The organism is Pseudomonas sp. PDM01, from assembly GCF_014852325.1.
In the GTDB taxonomy this organism is placed as follows: Bacteria; Pseudomonadota; Gammaproteobacteria; order Pseudomonadales; family Pseudomonadaceae; genus Aquipseudomonas; species Aquipseudomonas migulae.
The window spans coordinates 329,571-347,648 of sequence record NZ_JACVBK010000007.1 but is presented as its reverse complement, the minus strand read 5'-3'; the positions used below and the strand labels follow the sequence as shown (position 1 = coordinate 347,648).

Below are 18,078 nucleotides of genomic sequence, written 5' to 3'. Positions count from 1 at the left end.
ACTCCTTAATCGCTAAATCGGCTGTTTATGACAGCTTCAACCCTGCACGACGCAGGTGGCCAGGTGTGCAGCAAGCGCATCCCAGGCAATGCTTTGTTGTTCGCCCTGGCCACGCAGGGGTTTGAAACCTACCACTTGCTGGGCCATTTCGTCGTCACCGAGGATCAGCGCGTACAGCGCACCGCTCTTGTCGGCCTTCTTGAATTGACTTTTGAAGCTGCCGGCGCCGGCATTGATCTGCAGACGCAGGTTGGGCAACTGATCGCGCACCTTCTCGCTCAACGTCAGGGCCGCCAGTTCGGCAGCCTCGCCGAATGCGCAGAGATAGACGTCGACCTGACGGGAGATCTCTTCCGGGATCTGCTCCAGGGTTTCAAGCAGCAGCACCAGGCGCTCGATGCCCATGGCGAAACCAACGCCCGGGGTCGGCTTGCCGCCCATCTGTTCCACCAGACCGTCGTAGCGGCCGCCGGCACACACGGTGCCTTGAGCGCCCAACTTGTCGGTGACCCACTCGAAAACCGTCTTGCTGTAGTAATCCAGCCCGCGTACCAGCTTCGGGTTGATCACGTAAGGAATACCGGCGGCGTCCAGGCGAGCCTTGAGGCCCTCGAAGTGCACGCGGGATTCGTCGTCGAGGTAGTCGGCCATTTTCGGCGCGTCGACCAGGATCGCTTGAGTGTCGGCGTTCTTGGTGTCCAGAACGCGCAACGGGTTGGTCTTCAGACGACGCTGGCTGTCTTCGTCGAGCTTGTCCAGGTGAGCGGACAGGAACTCGACCAGCGCTTCGCGATAACGACCACGGGATTCGCTGGTGCCCAGGCTGTTGAGCTCGAGCTTGACCGCATCACGGATGCCCAGCTCGCCCCACAGGCGCCAGGTCAGCACGATCAGCTCGGCGTCGATGTCCGGACCGTCGAGGTTGAACACTTCGACACCGATCTGGTGGAACTGGCGATAACGGCCTTTCTGCGGACGTTCGTGGCGGAACATCGGGCCGATGTACCAGAGTTTCTGCACCTGGCCGCCGCCAGTGATGCCGTGCTCGAGCACCGCACGCACGCAGGCCGCCGTGCCTTCAGGGCGCAAGGTCAGCGAATCACCGTTACGGTCTTCGAAGGTGTACATCTCTTTTTCGACGATGTCGGTCACTTCACCGATCGAGCGCTTGAACAGCTCGGTGAACTCGACGATCGGCATGCGGATCTGCTTGTAACCGTAGTTATCCAGCAGACGCGAAACGGTGCCCTCGAAATGACGCCACAGGGGAGTCTGTTCGGGCAGGATGTCGTTCATGCCACGAATGGCTTGCAGAGACTTGCTCACTTTAAATCCTTAAATTCGTTCGATCAGCCGCGAGCGATTACAGCTGCGTCAGCTTCGACCTTCTCGGCCGCTTTCTGGCGGATCAAGCGTTCAAGCTCATCCACCAGATTGTCATTCGTCAGTTTCTGCGACGGCTTGCCGTCGATGTAAATCAGGTTTGGCGTGCCGCCGGTCAAGCCGATATGGGCTTCCTTGGCTTCGCCCGGCCCGTTGACCACGCAACCGATGACCGCGACATCCAGCGGCACCAGCAGATCTTCGAGGCGCCCTTCCAGCTCGTTCATGGTCTTGACCACATCGAAGTTCTGCCGCGAGCAGCTCGGGCAGGCGATGAAGTTGATGCCACGGGAACGCAGGTGCAGGGATTTGAGAATGTCGTAGCCGACTTTCACTTCCTCGACCGGGTCGGCCGCCAACGAGATGCGGATAGTATCGCCAATCCCTTCGGCGAGCAGCATACCGAGGCCCACGGCGGATTTCACTGTGCCTGAACGCAAACCACCGGCTTCGGTGATGCCCAAGTGCAGCGGCTGGACGATTTCCTTGGCCAGCAAGCGGTAAGCGGCGACGGCCATGAACACGTCGGAGGCTTTCACGCTGACCTTGAAGTCCTGGAAGTTCAGGCGTTCAAGGTGCTCGACGTGACGCAAGGCGGATTCGACCAGCGCGGCCGGGGTCGGCTCGCCGTATTTCTTTTGCAGGTCTTTTTCCAGGGAACCGGCGTTGACGCCGATGCGGATCGGAATCCCGCGATCACGGGCGGCATCGACCACCGCACGCACGCGGTCTTCACGACCGATGTTGCCCGGGTTGATCCGCAGGCAATCAACGCCCAGTTCGGCTACGCGCAAAGCGATCTTGTAGTCGAAGTGGATGTCGGCCACCAACGGCACTTTGACCAGTTGCTTGATCTTGCCGAAGGCTTCGGCGGCGTCCATGTCCGGCACGGAAACCCGCACGATATCGACGCCAGCAGCTTCCAGACGATTGATCTGGGCGACGGTGGCGGCAACGTCATTGGTGTCGCTGTTGGTCATGCTCTGCACAGCGATGGGCGCATCGCCGCCAACAGGCACGTTACCGACCCAGATTTTCCGGGATTCGCGACGCTTGATTGGAGATTCGCCGTGCATGACTTATTGACCCAACTTCAGGCGAGCAGTCTCGCCACTGGTGAATGGAGCGACATCAACCACCTGACCGTTGTAGCTGACCTGCGCGCCACGGGCGAAGCCCAGACGCACGGCAAACGGCGGCTTACCACTGAGGGAAACGGTTTCGCCTTTGCGCTTGAGACCACTGAGCAGCACTTTGCCAGTGCCGTCGGTGACTTGTGTCCAGCAATCAGCGGTGAATTGCAGTTGAACCTGGCCTTGGCCGGCAACCGGAGCAGCCGGAGCAGGAATGGTCGGCGTTACCGAGGCAGTTGCAGGCGGGGTCGACACAACCGGAGCCGTCGGGGCCGCAGGCGCGACAACTGGCGCGGTGCTGTGCGCCGGGGCAACGGGTGCCGGAGCAGCCGGCGCGGTGTTATGTGTCGGTGCAACTGGCGCCGGGGCAGCCGGTGCGGCCGGAGCGACCACAGGCGCAGCCGGCTCAGCTTCAGCCGGCGCTTCAGTCGAAGTCTCGGCTTGCGGCAATGCGAGAGCGGTCGAACTTTCAGCCTGACCTTCCGCGACAGCCTGGTCTTCCGGCTCGTCCAGCGGATGGATCTGGGTGGTGCCGTCGGCGCCTTCGACTTCAACGTGCTCCGGGCTCAGGCTGATCAGGTCCTTGGTGCGCAATGAGGTTTGATCCTGCCACCAGATGAAACCGCCGCCAATCACCGCGATCAGCAACAGCAGGCTGACGATTCGCAAGATAGTGTGGGAAACCCGAACCGGCTCTTCGATGCGCCCCAGGCTGTGGACGTTGGCGCCCTGGGAGTCGGTACCGGTGGACTGGTCGAATTGCTGAACCAGAACGGTCTGGTCCATGCCGAGCAATTTGGCGTAGGCGCGAATATAACCGCGGGCAAAGGTATGCCCCGGCAGCTTGTCGAATGCGCCGGCTTCCAGATTACTCAGGGAATTAACGGTGAGGTTGAGCTTGAGGGCCACTTCGGCCAGCGACCAGCCATTGCTTTCGCGGGCCTGGCGCAAAGTCTCACCGGGGTTAACGCGATTCGCTGCTACAACTTCGGGATGCGCCGCTTTCATCATTGCTCCGACAGGTATTGCTGATATTCCGGCGTACCGGGATAGAGTCGTTTTAGTTGCAGGCCATAACTGGCGGCCTTGTCGCGATCTTCGAACACTTTTGCCAGCCGAACGCCGAGCAATAGACTACGTGCATTTTGCTCGGTGAGCAGGCTAAAACGGTCGTAATAGTCACGCGCGGGCACATAATGCCTGTCTTCGTAAGACAACTCAGCCATTTCCAGCAATGCACGGGGTTGCTGACGGTTCAAACGCAAAGCTTTTTCCAACTGCTGCTGGGCCAGATCACGCTGGCCAAGCTTGGAAGCGGTCATGCCCAGGTTCTCGAACACTCGCGAACGCTCAGGATACAGGGTATCGGCAGCGGCTTGCTCGAAGCGCTCGTAAGCCTCTTTGTAACGTTTCTGTTCGAAAAGAAAACTGCCGTAATTATTCAGGATACGGGCATCGTTGGGGCGGGAAGAAAGCGCCTTGCGAAAGTGCTCATCCGCCAGCTCCGGCTCCATCTCGGCCTGAAACACCAGACCCAATGCGGCATTGGCGTCAGGATCCGAACCGTCCAGCTCCAAGGCCTTTTTCAGCGGGACCTTGGCGCGTTCGGTCATGCCCTGCTGCAAATAGCCCAAGCCCAGTTGCACGTAGGCAACTCGCGCTTCATCGCGGCCCTTGCTGGTCTTCATCGGATTGAAATCGCCCGACAGGACGCAGCCAGTACAAAGACTGGCCAACAGCAAAAGCAGCGCAAAGCGCAGGGACATAGAGATCCTCTCTTGAATTATTTCGCAGCGTTCGAAGCCATATCGTTGTCGGCGCTCAACTCGCGCACGGCGATATAACGTTCACTGCGACGGGTGCGATCCAGCACCTGCCCTACCAATTGGCCACACGCGGCATCGATGTCTTCACCGCGGGTGGTGCGTACGGTGACATTAAAACCTGCATGGTGAAGCTGATCCTGGAAACGACGAATCGCATTGTTGCTCGGACGCTCGTAACCGGAATGCGGGAACGGGTTGAACGGAATCAGGTTGATCTTGCACGGGATGTTCTTGAGCAGCTCGATCATCTCAACGGCATGTTCAACCTTGTCGTTGATGTCCTTGAGCAAGGTGTACTCGATGGTCAGCACGCGTTTTTCGCCCAGGGACGACATGTAGCGCTGGCACGACTCGAGCAGCATCTTAAGCGGATATTTCTTGTTGATCGGCACCAATTGGTTACGCAATGCGTCATTCGGTGCGTGCAGGGACAACGCCAGGGAGACGTCGATGTGCTTGGACAGCTCATCGATCATCGGCACCACGCCGGAGGTCGACAGGGTCACACGGCGCTTGGAAATGCCGTAACCCAGGTCGTCCATCATCAGATGCATGGCTGCAACGACGTTGTCGAAGTTCAGCAGCGGCTCGCCCATGCCCATCATCACCACGTTGGTGATGGCACGGTCGGCGGTCGCCGGGATGCTGCCGAACGATTTATTGGCAATCCACACCTGGCCGATGACTTCGGCGGCGGTGAGGTTGCTGTTGAAACCTTGCTTGCCGGTGGAGCAGAAACTGCAATCCAGGGCACAGCCTGCCTGGGACGAAACGCACAGAGTGCCGCGTTTACCCTGGGGAATGTAAACGGTCTCGACGCAGCTGCCGGACGCCACGCGCACCACCCACTTACGGGTGCCGTCGGTGGAAATGTCCTCGCTGACGACTTCAGGACCGCGAACTTCGGCAATGGCCTTGAGCTTGTCGCGCAGGGCCTTGCTGACGTTCGTCATGGCGTCGAAATCATCGACGCCAAGGTGGTGAATCCATTTCATTACCTGACCGGCACGGAAACGCTTCTCCCCGATTGAGTCGAAGAATTTTTCCATTTCCTGTTGAGTCAGACCCAGCAGGTTGGTTTTTACAGTCGATGTAGTCATGGATTCACCTTCACTCTTAAGCCAATGCTTAGCGAGTGGTTACTTCAGTAGCTGCGAAGAAGTACGAGATTTCGCGAGCAGCAGCGGCTTCGGAGTCCGAACCGTGTACAGCGTTGGCGTCGATGGAATCAGCGAAGTCAGCACGGATGGTGCCGGCAGCAGCTTCTTTAGGGTTGGTAGCGCCCATCAGCTCACGGTTCAGAGCGATAGCGTTTTCGCCTTCCAGAACCTGAACAACAACAGGACCGGAGATCATGAAAGCAACCAGGTCGCCGAAGAAACCACGAGCGCTGTGCTCAGCGTAGAAGCCTTCAGCTTCAGCTTTGGACAGTTGCTTCAGTTTCGAAGCTACAACGCGCAGGCCTGCTTTTTCGAAACGAGTGGTGATCTCGCCGATGACGTTTTTTGCAACAGCGTCAGGCTTGATGATGGAGAAAGTACGTTGAACAGCCATGGTGTAACTCCAGAAACGGTAATTTGTGAAAAATTAAACCCGCGAATTATACGCGGGTTCTTGGGTATTGCCTAACCTGCAGCGTGGCTCAGTCGCGTTCTTCGATCCAGTGGGCCTGAATGGCCTCGAGGATCTTTTCGCCACAATGCTCAGGCAGGTCGTCGAACTCGGGCAATTCCATCACCCACTTGCGCAGATCGACGAAGTTGACCGACAAAGGGTCAACATCGGGCTTGCTTTCAGCCAGCTGGATTGCGATTTCCAGCACATCAGTCCACTTGAGACTCATGACAGTTCCTTGAATCAGTGCGGCGCTTCGGCGGCGTGGTTGAGCGAATACTTCGGAATCTCGATGGTCAGGTCTTCAGTCCCGACGATCGCCTGGCAGGCCAGACGCGATTGAGCTTCCAGACCCCAGGCACGATCGAGGAAATCTTCTTCCAGTTCATCCGCTTCTTCCAGCGAATCAAACCCTTCTCGAACGATGCAGTGACAAGTGGTACAGGCGCAAACGCCGCCACAGGCACTTTCCATCTCGATGTGGTGCTCATGGGCCAGCTCAAGAATCGATGTACCGGGCTCAGCCTCGACCACCATGCCTTCCGGGCAAAACTTCTCGTGTGGCAGAAAAATGACCTGCGGCATCAGTTATCCTCGATTTCATTCAGATTGCGCCCCGCCAGCGCGGCTTTCACCGTCGAGTCCAGGCGGCGGGCAGCAAAGGCGTCGGTGACTTGCGACAGACGCTTGGTCTGCTGCTCAATGGCGTAACCATCGGCACCTTTCATCAGTTCGGTCAGTTCCTGCATCTGCAATTCGATGACCATGCGCTCTTCGGCGTCGAGCAAACGCTCGCCGTCGGCTTCGAGAGCGGCTTGCACCGCTTCGATCAGACGCTGGGCATCGACCTGCTGCTCACGCAGCACACGGGCGACCTTGTCGTCGTTGGCGTGCTGGAACGAATCCTTGAGCATCTTGGCGATTTCGCCGTCGGTCAGGCCGTAGGACGGCTTGACCTGAATGCTTGCTTCAACACCCGAACCCAACTCACGGGCCGAGACGCTGAGCAGACCGTCGGCGTCGACCTGGAAGGTCACGCGGATCTTCGCTGCACCGGCGACCATCGCCGGAATGCCGCGCAACTCGAAGCGCGCCAGGGAGCGGCAGTCGCTGATCAGCTCGCGCTCACCCTGCAACACGTGGATCGCCATGGCCGACTGGCCATCTTTGTACGTGGTGAAATCCTGGGCACGAGCGACGGGAATGGTGGTGTTGCGCGGAATCACCTTCTCCATCAGGCCGCCCATGGTTTCCAGCCCCAGGGACAACGGAATCACGTCGAGCAACAGCAGTTCGCCGCCATCGCGCTTGTTGCCGGCCAGCGTATCGGCCTGGATCGCGGCACCGATGGCCACCACTTGATCCGGGTCGATTTCAGTCAGCGGTTGGCGACCAAAGGCTTCGGCGACGGCTTCACGAACGCGAGGCACACGGGTCGAACCGCCGACCATGACCACCGCGTGCACGTCTTCCAGCTCGACGCCGGAATCACGCACCGCGCGACGGCAGGCTTTCAGGCTGCGAGCAACCATCGGCTCGATCAGCGCATTGAAAGCTTCGCGAGTCAGCTCGGCTTTCCAGTCGCCATAAGCGACTTCAACGGCCGCAACATTGGTCAGCGTTTCTTTGGCCGCGCAGGCAGTTTGCAGCAGGTTACGTTGCGCACCCGGATCGAGATCAGCGGACAAACCGGCGCTCTCGATGATCCAGCCGGCAATCGCATGGTCGAAGTCATCGCCGCCCAGGGCGCTGTCGCCGCCGGTGGCCAGCACTTCGAACACACCGCCGGTCAGGCGCAGAATCGAAATATCGAAGGTGCCGCCGCCCAGGTCATAAATCGCGACCAGGCCTTCAGCATGTTGATCCAGACCGTAAGCCACGGCAGCGGCGGTCGGCTCATTGAGCAAACGCAGCACGTTGAGGCCGGCCAGTTTGGCCGCGTCCTTCGTGGCTTGACGCTGAGCATCGTCGAAATAGGCCGGAACGGTGATCACCGCCCCCACCAGTTCGCCACCCAATGTCGCTTCAGCGCGCTGACGCAACACCTTGAGGATATCGGCGGAGACTTCGACCGGGCTTTTCGGCCCTTGAATGGTTTCGATGAACGGCATGTGCGACTCGCCACCGACAAAGCGGTACGGCAGTTGCTCGCCCAATTGCTTGACGTCGGACAGACCACGACCCATCAAGCGCTTGACCGACAGCACGGTGTTCAACGGATCGGTAGCGGCAGCCAGCTTGGCCGACTCGCCCACTTCGACGCGATCGGCGTGGTAACGCACGGCGGACGGCAGGATGACCTGCCCGTCAGCGTCGGCCAGAGGCTCGGAAAGACCACTGCGCAATGCAGCGACCAGCGAATTGGTAGTGCCCAAGTCGATCCCCACAGCCAGACGACGCTGGTGCGGTTGAGGACTTTGGCCGGGTTCGGCGATCTGCAGTAGGGCCATCGTGATCAGGACTTATCTGTATATCAGGCGTGCGACCGGAGCGGCACTGGGTTAATCGTCGAGGCGCTCTTCTAACTGGCGCACTTCGTAGGTGAGCTTGTCGAGGAACTGCATGCGCCGCATCAGGCGTTCGGCCTGTTCACGTTGCGCTGCATCATTCCAACAGGCTGCGAAACTGTCGTTCAGTTTTTCCTGAGCAACTTTCAAACGACGCTTGAAGACCGCAACGCCATTCAGGTCGGCGCTGTCCTGCAGGTCTTCGAGCTCTTCGCGCAACTCCATCTGTTGCAGAAGAAACTCCGGATCATGCACCGTGACCTCCAGCGGCAGCTCGCCACCATTCAGGGCGAGCAGGTATCGCGCGCGCTTCGGGGGACTTTTGAGCGTCTGGTAGGCCTCGTTGAGGCTCGCGGATTGCTCTAGCGCCAGCCGTTGCTCGCGCTCGGAAGCGTCCGCAAAACGGTCCGGATGAACACTGCGCGCCAACTCACGGTAGCGCGTAGCCAGCTGGTCGAGGTCCAGATTGAAACTCGGTTGCAGCTCGAATAAAGCGAAATGACAAGGAGTACCCACAAGAAGCCTCAGATGTTGAAGCTTTCGCCGCAGCCACATTCACCGCGTACGTTGGGGTTGTTGAACTTGAAGCCTTCGTTCAACCCTTCCTTGACGAAATCGAGCTCGGTGCCGTCCAGGTAGGCCAGGCTTTTCGGGTCGATGATCACTTTCTCGCCGTGACTTTCGAACACCTGATCCTCGGCAACCACCTCGTCGACAAACTCCAGCACATAGGCAAGGCCGGAACAGCCCGTGGTGCGAACACCCAGACGAATCCCTTCACCTTTGCCGCGCCCGTCGAGGGAGCGTCGCACGTGTCGAGCAGCCGCTTCTGTCATGCTGATAGCCATCGGTGACTCCTTACTCGTCGCAAAATCTTGAAAATCAGATCAAGCCTTTCTTCTGCTTGTAGTCGCGAACGGCCGCTTTGATAGCGTCTTCAGCGAGTACGGAGCAGTGAATTTTCACCGGCGGCAGAGCCAGTTCTTCGGCCAGTTGAGTGTTTTTGATGGTCTCTGCTTCATCCAGAGTCTTGCCTTTCATCCACTCGGTCGCCAGGGAGCTGGAGGCGATAGCCGAACCGCAACCGTAGGTCTTGAACTTGGCGTCTTCGATGATGCCTTGCTCGTTGACCTTGATCTGCAGGCGCATCACGTCGCCGCACGCCGGAGCGCCGACCATGCCGGTGCCGACATCCGGGTCTTCCGCGTCCATCTTGCCGACGTTACGCGGGTTTTCGTAGTGGTCGATGACCTTTTCGCTGTAAGCCATGATTCTTAATCCTCACTCATCAGAGAGTCGCTCTTGAAGCCCTGCCTACCTTAAGTTTACAGGGCCTGGTTTGCGGCGACTTGAAATCAGTGTGCCGCCCACTCGATTTTCGAAATGTCGACACCGTCTTTGTACATGTCCCACAGCGGCGACAGAGCGCGCAGCTTGGTAACGGCCTCGCAGACTTTCTGCGCGGCGTAGTCGATTTCTTCTTCGGTGGTGAAACGACCGAAGGTGAAGCGGATCGAGCTGTGTGCCAGTTCGTCGTTGCGGCCCAGGGCGCGCAGTACGTACGAAGGCTCCAGCGAAGCCGAGGTGCAAGCCGAACCGGACGAAACAGCCAGATCCTTGAGCGCCATGATCAGCGACTCGCCTTCAACGTAGTTGAAGCTCAGGTTCAGGTTGTGCGGAACGCGGGCGGTCATGCTGCCGTTGACGTACAGCTCTTCCAGGTCTTCGACCTGCTTGAAGAAACGGTCGCTCAAGGCTTTGATGCGCACGTTCTCGGCAGCCATGTCTTCCTTGGCTACGCGGAAGGCTTCACCCATGCCGACGATCTGGTGGGTCGCCAGGGTGCCGGAACGCATGCCGCGCTCGTGACCGCCGCCGTGCATGGTCGCTTCGATGCGCACACGCGGCTTGCGGCTGACGTACAGCGCGCCGATGCCTTTAGGGCCATAGGTTTTGTGGGCGGAGAACGACATCATGTCGACTTTCAGCTTCTGCAGGTCGATCTCGACCTTGCCGGTGGACTGAGCGGCGTCGACGTGGAACAGGATCCCTTTGGAGCGGGTCAGTTCGCCGATGGCTGCGATGTCGTTGATGGTGCCAATTTCGTTGTTCACGTGCATGACCGAAACCAGGATGGTGTCGTCACGCAGTTCAGCTTCGATCATTTCCGGCGTAACCAGACCGTCAGTGCGAGGCTCGATGTAGGTCACTTCGAAACCTTCACGCTCCAGTTGGCGCATGGTGTCGAGGACAGCCTTGTGCTCAATCTTGGTGGTGATCAGGTGTTTGCCCTTGGTCGCATAGAAATGCGCCGCACCCTTGATTGCCAGGTTGTCGGACTCGGTGGCACCGGAGGTCCAGACGATTTCACGCGGATCGGCGTTGACCAGGTCTGCGACCTGACGACGGGCGTTTTCGACGGACTCTTCAGCTTTCCAGCCGAACACGTGGGAACGGGACGCCGGGTTACCGAAGTTTCCGTCGACCAGCAGGCATTCACTCATTTTTTGCGCAACACGCGGATCAACCGGGGTGGTCGCAGAGTAATCAAGGTAAATCGGCAATTTCATGGACTATCTCCTAAATCAGGCTGGCTGGCGTGCCGCTAGCTCTTTGGCTGTCATTCGACGGCGGACGCTTCAATCTTGTCCAGGCGTGGCGTCTTGCTGTTGCAACGACGCTGGTCCTGACGCTGGGCTACTTCTTGTACCTCACGGCGAGTAACAAGATCAGCCAAGCTGATACCGCTCAGAAATTCGTGGATCTGCAGGCTCAGGTCGCACCACAGGTGGTGGGTCAGACAGGTGTCGCCTTGATGGCAATCGCCCTGCCCCTGGCACTTGGTGGCATCAACCGATTCGTTTACCGCATCGATCACCTGGGCGACCTGGATGCCCTGCATGTCGCGGGACAGCTGGTAACCGCCGCCCGGACCGCGGACGCTGGACACCAGATTGCTGCGGCGCAATTTGGCGAAAAGCTGTTCGAGGTAGGACAGGGAGATGCCTTGGCGCTCGGAGATATCGGCCAGGGACACGGGCCCGTGCTGCGCATGCAACGCCAGATCAAGCATGGCGGTCACGGCGTATCGGCCTTTTGTAGTCAGTCGCATGGACAATTACCACGGAGTTCGGAATGGGGCGAGTATGCAATTCCCGAGTATTTAAGTCAACTATAAGACCTAGTACTTTAGTCAGGTTTACCCGCAAAAGAGCGGCCGCATCATAACAAAGGCTGGGCGGTTACAGCCAGCAATTGCGCGTTATCGTTCTTCGCGGGCAAGTCGGATCGCCGCCCGCTCGCTCCTACAGGATTAACGAAACCCTTGTAGGAGCGAGGCTTGCCCGCGAAGGGGTCGACTCGGTCTAGCTGGCCTGGCTCTGATCCTTGTCCTTCACACACGCAAAGTCTTCTTCACGCAGTTCAGGCAGATCTTTCGCACAGTAATTACTGCCCAGGTCCTTCAGCGCCCCGCACATCCCCTCCAGACGACCATCAACAGCCTGCAGGTGATCGAGCAATTGGTTAATGGCACGCGCCACCGGGTCCGGCATGTCTTCACCAACACCGTAGGCATCGAAACCGATCTTCTCGGCCATGGCCTTGCGCTTGGCGTCCTGCTCTTCATCGGATTTGACGATGACCCGCCCTGGAATGCCGACCACTGTCGCACCGGGCGGCACAGCCTTGGTCACCACGGCATTGGAACCGACCTTGGCGCCGGCACCCACGGTGAACGGGCCGAGCACCTTGGCTCCAGCCCCCACCACCACACCGTCTTCCAGTGTCGGGTGACGCTTGCCTTTATTCCAGCTGGTGCCGCCCAGCGTCACACCCTGATAAAGGGTGACGTCGTTGCCGATCTCGGCGGTTTCACCGATGACAATGCCCATGCCATGGTCAATGAAGAACCGACGACCGACCTTGGCGCCCGGATGGATCTCGATCCCGGTCAACCAGCGACCGAAGTTCGACACCAGCCGCGCCAGCCATTTCAGCTCGGCGCGCCACAATGCTGCCGACAACCGGTGGATCCAGATGGCGTGCATGCCCGGGTAGCAAGTCAGGACTTCAAAAGCGTTACGCGCCGCCGGGTCACGATGGAAAACACTCTGGATATCTTCACGCAAACGCTCGAACATCATTAATCCTTCCGCTTTAGAAGCTCACCACGGGCCGCTTTCTGGGTTTCCGTGAGGATGCCACGCAATATATTCATTTCCGCCCGGCTGACCGAGCTTCGTCCGTACAACCGACGCAGGCGCGCCATCAAGTGCCGTGGCTTTTCAGGATCGAGGAATTCGATGGCCACCAGGGTTTGCTCCAGGTGCTCATAGAACCGCTCCAGCTCATCCATGGTCGCCAGCTCAGCGCTTTTGACCGATGCCACTTCTTCCTTCTCGACCTTGCTCGGCTGGCCTTGGGCCGCCAGCCAGGACATGCGCACTTCATAGCTCAACACCTGCACCGCCGCCCCAAGGTTCAGCGAACTGAACTCAGGGTCTGATGGGATGTGCACGTGATAATGACATCGCTGCAGCTCTTCATTGGTCAGGCCGGAATCTTCACGACCAAACACCAAGGCAATTTCGGCGCCCTGCCCGGCTTCCTCGACCACTTTCGTCCCGCATTCGCGGGGATCGAGCAGCGGCCAGGGAATGCGCCGGTCACGGGCGCTGGTGCCGAGCACCAGATTGCAGCCGACCAAGGCATCTTCCAAAGTGGCGACGACTTGCGCGTTTTCAAGGATGTCCCCGGCGCCAGATGCACGGGCATCGGCTTCGTGGTGCGGGAACAACCGTGGTTCGACCAGCACCAGCCGCGACAGGCCCATGTTCTTCATGGCACGCGCAGCCCCGCCGATATTGCCGGGGTGGCTGGTATTGACCAGGACGACACGAATGTTATGCAGCAAGGGAGGCGCTCTCGAACACTTTAATGGGGAGCAGAATCTTACAGCTCAACCTACCGTTAAGCTATGAAAGCGAACACTGACCTTCTCCTGTAGAAACTTTCTGATAGAATGCCCGGCTTTCTTTAACAACCTTAGGTGACACATCCATGCAGCCCATGCTGAATATCGCGCTGCGCGCCGCCCGCAGCGCCAGTGAATTGATCTTCCGCTCCATCGAGCGCCTGGATACCATCAAGGTCGACGAAAAAGACGCCAAGGATTACGTATCCGAGGTGGATCGCGCCGCTGAACAGAAAATCATCGACGCGCTGCGCAAGGCTTACCCGAACCACTCGATCATGGGTGAAGAAACCGGCATGCACGCCGGCACCGGGATCGAAGGCGAAGAATACCTGTGGATCATCGATCCGCTGGACGGCACCACCAACTTCCTGCGCGGCATTCCTCACTTCGCTGTCAGCATCGCCTGCAAATACCGCGGTCGCCTGGAACACGCTGTTGTTCTGGACCCGGTTCGCCAGGAAGAATTCACCGCCAGCCGTGGTCGCGGCGCTCAACTGAACGGTCGTCGCCTGCGCGTCAGCGGCCGCACCAGCCTGGACGGCGCCCTGCTGGGTACCGGCTTCCCGTTCCGTGACGACCAGATGGACAACCTCGACAACTACTTGGGCATGTTCCGCGCCCTGGTTGGCCAGACCGCCGGCATCCGCCGCGCTGGCTCGGCGAGCCTGGACCTGGCCTACGTGGCTGCCGGCCGTTTCGACGCTTTCTGGGAGTCGGGCCTGTCCGAGTGGGACATGGCTGCAGGCGCCCTGCTGATCCAGGAAGCTGGCGGCTTGGTGAGCGATTTCACCGGCGGTCACGATTTCCTTGAGAAAGGCCACATCGTTGCCGGTAACACCAAGTGCTTCAAGGCAGTGCTGACGGCGATCCAGCCGCACCTGCCGGCCTCGCTGAAGCGCTAAGCTTCCAGCGATAAAAAAGCACCCTGCGGGGTGCTTTTTTTATGCCTGGAATTCGCCCTCAAGAACACCGCATATCCCTGTAGGAGCCGGCTTGCCGGCGATAACGGTCTGACATTCAACATTTATATCAACAGTTACACCGCAATCGCCGGCAAGCCGGCTCCTACAGGGGGTTGCGTGAATTTTTGGTACAAAAAAAGCACCCCGAAGGGTGCTTCTTTTTCAGCGGCTGACAATCAGTTCATCAATGCGCCTGTTCATTCTGCGTCAGGATCAACTTACCTTCCTTATCCACCGGAATCTGGTTGCCCGGATCACGATCCATCCGCACCTTGCCTTCCTTGCCGTCCAGCGAATAACGAACGTCGTACCCCACAACCTTGTCGCTGATGTCATTCACCGTGTTACAGCGGGTTTGCGTCGTGGTGTAGGTGTCACGCTCCTGCATGCCCTCCTGAACCTTGTTGCCGGCGTAACCACCACCGACCGCGCCTGCAACCGTGGCAATTTTCTTGCCGGTGCCGCCGCCGATCTGGTTACCCAGCAGCCCGCCTGCCAGCGCACCCACCACCGTACCGGCGATCTGGTGTTGATCTTTCACCGGCGCTTGCCGGGTGACCGCTACATCCTTGCACACTTCACGTGGAGTCTTGATTTGCGTCTTGACCGGCTCAACGGCGAGCACTTGCGCATACTCTGGGCCGTTATTTTTTACCAGGCTGTAGGTGGCCACAGCACCCCCGGCAGTCACACCGACAGCACCCAGTACAGCACCAACCAGCATCGACTTGTTCACATGAACCTCCTGACCATCACATGCGGGATAAACCCGTGCTTCTCCCAGCCTTGGAGCATAAAAAAAGGCGCGAGTTCAACTCGCGCCTTTTTGGACTACATCGCTGGGGAACTGCTCTGGACTAGAGAGTCCTCAAGGACGGTCGTCGACTTCCTTCTCGGTATTCACCGTCGGGATCAGGTCTTCGGAACTCAGGTTCAGCCAGATCAACACCACGTTGGCGATGTAGATCGACGAATAAGTACCGGCCAGAACACCCACCAGCAGTGCCAGGGAGAAGCCGTAGAGGTTGTCACCACCGAAGAACAGCAGTGCCGCAATCGCCAACAAGGTGGAAACCGACGTCGCGATGGTCCGCAGCAGGGTTTGCGTGGTCGAGATATTGATGTTCTCGATCAGGCTGGCCTTGCGCAGTACACGGAAGTTCTCACGAACCCGGTCGAATACCACGATGGTGTCGTTGAGCGAGTAACCGATAATCGCCAGTACCGCCGCCAGCACCGTCAGGTCGAAGGTGATCTGAAAGAACGACAGGATACCGATGGTCACGATCACGTCGTGAATCAAGGAAACGATCGCACCGACGGCGAATTTCCACTGAAAGCGGAACGCCAGGTAGATCAGGATGCCGCCCAGCGCCATCAGCATGCCGAGGCCGCCCTGGTCGCGCAGCTCTTCACCCACCTGCGGGCCGACGAACTCGACGCGCTTGACCGTCGCCGGGTTATCGCCGCCAACCTTCTGCAACGCCGCTGCCACCTGATGACCCAACTGCGGGTCTTCGCCAGGCATGCGCACCAGCAGATCGGTCGTTGCGCCGAAGTTCTGCACGATGGCTTCGTGATAACCGGACGAAACCAGCTGCTCACGCACCTTGGTGACGTCAGCCGGACGCTCGTAGGTCAGCTCGATGAGCGTACCGCCGGTGAAGTCCAGCCCCCAGTTCATGCCCTTGTGGAAGACACTGAAAATGGCCAGCGCGGTAAGGAACAATGTGACGCCGAACGCGAAGTTGCGAACGCCCATGAAGTTGATTGTACGTAACATGGCAGCCCCTTAAATCCACAACTTCTTGAAGTCACGACCGCCGAAGATCAAGTTGACCATCGCGCGGGTGACCATGATGGCCGTGAACATCGAAGTCAAAACCCCGAGGGACATGGTCACTGCGAAGCCTTTGACCGGACCTGTACCCATGGCAAACAGGATCCCGCCCACCAGCAAGGTGGTCAGGTTGGCGTCGAGAATCGCCGTGAATGCGCGACCGAAACCTTCGTTGATTGCCCGTTGTACGGTCATGCCCGCAGCGATCTCTTCACGAATCCGCGAGAAGATCAGTACGTTGGCGTCGACCGCCATACCCATGGTCAATACGATACCGGCGATACCCGGCAGGGTCAGCGTTGCACCCAGCAGCGACATCAGGGCCAGCAGCAGCACCATGTTCACACCCAGCGCAACGGTGGCGATGATGCCGAAGAAGCGATAGATGGCGATGATGAACAGCGAGACGAACAGCATGCCCCACAGCGATGCATCGATACCTTTGGTGATGTTGTCCGCACCCAGGCTCGGGCCAATGGTGCGTTCTTCAGCGAAGTACATCGGCGCCGCCAGACCACCGGCACGCAGCAGCAGCGCCAGTTCGGACGATTCACCCTGGCCGTTCAGGCCGGTGATGCGGAACTGAGCACCCAGCGGCGACTGAATGGTCGCCAGGCTGATGATCTTCTTCTCTTCCTTGAACGACTGCACCGCCACGTCTTTTTCGACGCCATCAACCACTTGCTTGGTGTAAGTGGTGACCGGACGCTGCTCGATGAAGATCACCGCCATGCTGCGACCGACGTTCGAACGGGTTGCGCGGCTCATCAGCTCGCCACCGTGGCCATCCAGACGGATGTTCACTTCTGGCGTGCCGTGCTCGCCGAAGCCAGCCTTGGCGTCAGTTACCTGGTCACCGGTGATGATCAGGCCACGCTCGATCAGCGCAGGAGGACGATTGCCTTCACGGAACTCGAAGGATTCGGAAGTGGCTTTCGAAGCACCAGGCTCAGCCGCCAGACGGAACTCAAGGTTGGCCGTCTTGCCGAGGATACGCTTGGCTTCTGCGGTGTCTTGTACGCCCGGCAGCTCAACCACGATGCGGTTGGCGCCCTGACGCTGAACGATCGGTTCGGCAACACCCAGCTCGTTGACGCGGTTACGTACCGTGGTCAAGTTCTGCTTGATGGAGTATTCGCGGATTTCCGCCAGCTTGGCCGGGGTCATCGCCAGACGCAGTACCGCCTGACCATTGAGGTCGGCCGGAACAATGTCGAAATCGTTGAAGTTCTTGCGGATCAGTGCACGGGCCTGTTCGCGGGAAGCTTCATCAGAGAAGCCCAGCTGAATGGCACCGCCCAGTTGCGGCAGGCTGCGATAGCGCAGTTTCTCTTTACGCAACAGGCTCTTTACATCGCCTTCGTACACTTTCAAGCGTGCGTCGAGGGCTTTGTCCATGTCCACTTCGAGCAGGAAGTGCACACCACCGGACAAGTCCAGACCCAGCTTCATCGGGTGCGCGGCCAGGCTGCGCAGCCATTGCGGGGTGGTTTGTGCCAGGTTCAGAGCAACGACGTAGTCATCACCCAACGCCTTGCGCACGACGTCCTTGGCAGGCAACTGGTCTTCAGCCTTGACCAGACGAATCAGACCGCCCTTGCCGTTGGTCGCCAGCGTGGCCGCCTTGACGTTGATCCCGGATTCCTTGAGCGCAGCGCTCACTCGATCCAGATCAGCCTGATTGACCTGCAGCGCAGTGCTTGCACCGCTGACCTGAATGGCCGGGTCATCAGGATATAGATTGGGAGCGGAATAAATCAGACCGATCGCCAGCACCGCCAGGATCAGAATGTATTTCCACAGAGGGTATTTGTTCAGCATCACGCCGCCCGCTT

At 58.9% G+C, this 18,078-nt stretch carries 20 protein-coding genes; 1 reads left to right on the top strand and 19 read right to left on the bottom strand.

Annotation, left to right across the window (positions count from 1 at the left end; translation table 11 throughout):
- Window positions 1-36 precede the first annotated feature (36 nt).
- From hisS to trmJ, 16 genes are all read right to left on the bottom strand, one after another.
- Complete coding sequence (gene hisS / locus IB246_RS19800) at window positions 37-1,326, bottom strand: histidine--tRNA ligase (RefSeq protein ID WP_008042422.1); 1,290 nt, start codon at window positions 1,324-1,326, stop codon at window positions 37-39.
- A 23-nt stretch (window positions 1,327-1,349) separates the two neighbouring features.
- Window positions 1,350-2,459, bottom strand: a complete 1,110-nt coding sequence (gene ispG, locus IB246_RS19795) for a flavodoxin-dependent (E)-4-hydroxy-3-methylbut-2-enyl-diphosphate synthase (protein WP_007903603.1) — start codon at window positions 2,457-2,459, stop codon at window positions 1,350-1,352.
- Between the two features lie 3 nt (window positions 2,460-2,462).
- Complete coding sequence (locus IB246_RS19790; RefSeq protein WP_008042428.1) at window positions 2,463-3,524, bottom strand: helix-turn-helix domain-containing protein; 1,062 nt, start codon at window positions 3,522-3,524, stop codon at window positions 2,463-2,465.
- On the bottom strand, window positions 3,524-4,282 hold the full coding sequence (gene pilW, locus IB246_RS19785; protein ID WP_008042429.1) for a type IV pilus biogenesis/stability protein PilW: 759 nt from the start codon (window positions 4,280-4,282) through the stop codon (window positions 3,524-3,526). The genes IB246_RS19790 and pilW overlap by 1 nt, the downstream gene beginning before the upstream one ends.
- A 17-nt stretch (window positions 4,283-4,299) precedes the next feature.
- The gene (gene rlmN, locus IB246_RS19780; protein WP_008025507.1) at window positions 4,300-5,442 is read right to left on the bottom strand and encodes a 23S rRNA (adenine(2503)-C(2))-methyltransferase RlmN; all 1,143 of its coding nucleotides are present in this window, start codon (window positions 5,440-5,442) and stop codon (window positions 4,300-4,302) included.
- A 28-nt stretch (window positions 5,443-5,470) separates the two neighbouring features.
- Window positions 5,471-5,896, bottom strand: coding sequence for a nucleoside-diphosphate kinase (ndk, locus tag IB246_RS19775; protein WP_007916882.1), 426 nt, complete (start codon window positions 5,894-5,896; stop codon window positions 5,471-5,473).
- An 88-nt stretch (window positions 5,897-5,984) separates the two neighbouring features.
- Window positions 5,985-6,185, bottom strand: coding sequence for a Fe-S cluster assembly protein IscX (gene iscX / locus IB246_RS19770; protein ID WP_008025505.1), 201 nt, complete (start codon window positions 6,183-6,185; stop codon window positions 5,985-5,987).
- Window positions 6,186-6,199: 14 nt separating this feature from the next.
- Window positions 6,200-6,541 (bottom strand): ISC system 2Fe-2S type ferredoxin, encoded by a 342-nt coding sequence (gene fdx / locus IB246_RS19765; protein ID WP_008025503.1) that lies wholly within the window; start codon window positions 6,539-6,541, stop codon window positions 6,200-6,202.
- Entirely contained in the window at window positions 6,541-8,406 is a 1,866-nt protein-coding gene (gene hscA / locus IB246_RS19760) for a Fe-S protein assembly chaperone HscA (protein ID WP_008042432.1), read from the bottom strand. The genes fdx and hscA overlap by 1 nt, the downstream gene beginning before the upstream one ends.
- Window positions 8,407-8,457: 51 nt before the next feature.
- Entirely contained in the window at window positions 8,458-8,979 is a 522-nt protein-coding gene (gene hscB / locus IB246_RS19755; protein ID WP_008025499.1) for a co-chaperone HscB, read from the bottom strand.
- An 8-nt stretch (window positions 8,980-8,987) separates the two neighbouring features.
- Window positions 8,988-9,311 (bottom strand): iron-sulfur cluster assembly protein IscA, encoded by a 324-nt coding sequence (iscA, locus tag IB246_RS19750; protein WP_003227904.1) that lies wholly within the window; start codon window positions 9,309-9,311, stop codon window positions 8,988-8,990.
- 34 nt (window positions 9,312-9,345) lie between these two features.
- A complete protein-coding gene (iscU, locus tag IB246_RS19745; protein WP_003443374.1) occupies window positions 9,346-9,732 on the bottom strand; it encodes a Fe-S cluster assembly scaffold IscU in 387 nt (128 codons plus the stop codon).
- Window positions 9,733-9,818: 86 nt separating this feature from the next.
- Window positions 9,819-11,033 carry an IscS subfamily cysteine desulfurase gene (locus IB246_RS19740; protein WP_008025496.1) on the bottom strand — a complete coding sequence of 405 codons (1,215 nt, stop codon included), beginning with the start codon at window positions 11,031-11,033 and terminating at the stop codon, window positions 9,819-9,821.
- 50 nt (window positions 11,034-11,083) lie between these two features.
- On the bottom strand, window positions 11,084-11,575 hold the full coding sequence (gene iscR, locus IB246_RS19735) for a Fe-S cluster assembly transcriptional regulator IscR (protein ID WP_008042436.1): 492 nt from the start codon (window positions 11,573-11,575) through the stop codon (window positions 11,084-11,086).
- A 253-nt stretch (window positions 11,576-11,828) separates the two neighbouring features.
- The gene (gene cysE, locus IB246_RS19730; protein WP_008045113.1) at window positions 11,829-12,605 is read right to left on the bottom strand and encodes a serine O-acetyltransferase; all 777 of its coding nucleotides are present in this window, start codon (window positions 12,603-12,605) and stop codon (window positions 11,829-11,831) included.
- Between the two features lie 2 nt (window positions 12,606-12,607).
- Window positions 12,608-13,378 carry a tRNA (cytosine(32)/uridine(32)-2'-O)-methyltransferase TrmJ gene (trmJ, locus tag IB246_RS19725; protein ID WP_008045111.1) on the bottom strand — a complete coding sequence of 257 codons (771 nt, stop codon included), beginning with the start codon at window positions 13,376-13,378 and terminating at the stop codon, window positions 12,608-12,610.
- A 146-nt stretch (window positions 13,379-13,524) separates the two neighbouring features.
- Here trmJ and suhB point away from each other — a divergent pair, with 146 nt between their 5' ends.
- Window positions 13,525-14,343 (top strand): inositol-phosphate phosphatase, encoded by an 819-nt coding sequence (gene suhB, locus IB246_RS19720; RefSeq protein ID WP_008014726.1) that lies wholly within the window; start codon window positions 13,525-13,527, stop codon window positions 14,341-14,343.
- A 244-nt stretch (window positions 14,344-14,587) separates the two neighbouring features.
- Here suhB and IB246_RS19715 read toward each other — a convergent pair whose 3' ends face one another.
- From IB246_RS19715 to secD, 3 genes are all read right to left on the bottom strand, one after another.
- Window positions 14,588-15,139 (bottom strand): glycine zipper 2TM domain-containing protein, encoded by a 552-nt coding sequence (locus tag IB246_RS19715; RefSeq protein WP_008025488.1) that lies wholly within the window; start codon window positions 15,137-15,139, stop codon window positions 14,588-14,590.
- A 132-nt stretch (window positions 15,140-15,271) separates the two neighbouring features.
- On the bottom strand, window positions 15,272-16,186 hold the full coding sequence (secF, locus tag IB246_RS19710) for a protein translocase subunit SecF (protein ID WP_008025485.1): 915 nt from the start codon (window positions 16,184-16,186) through the stop codon (window positions 15,272-15,274).
- A gap of 9 nt (window positions 16,187-16,195) precedes the next feature.
- Complete coding sequence (gene secD / locus IB246_RS19705; RefSeq protein WP_008025484.1) at window positions 16,196-18,064, bottom strand: protein translocase subunit SecD; 1,869 nt, start codon at window positions 18,062-18,064, stop codon at window positions 16,196-16,198.
- Between the last annotated feature and the right edge of the window lie 14 nt (window positions 18,065-18,078).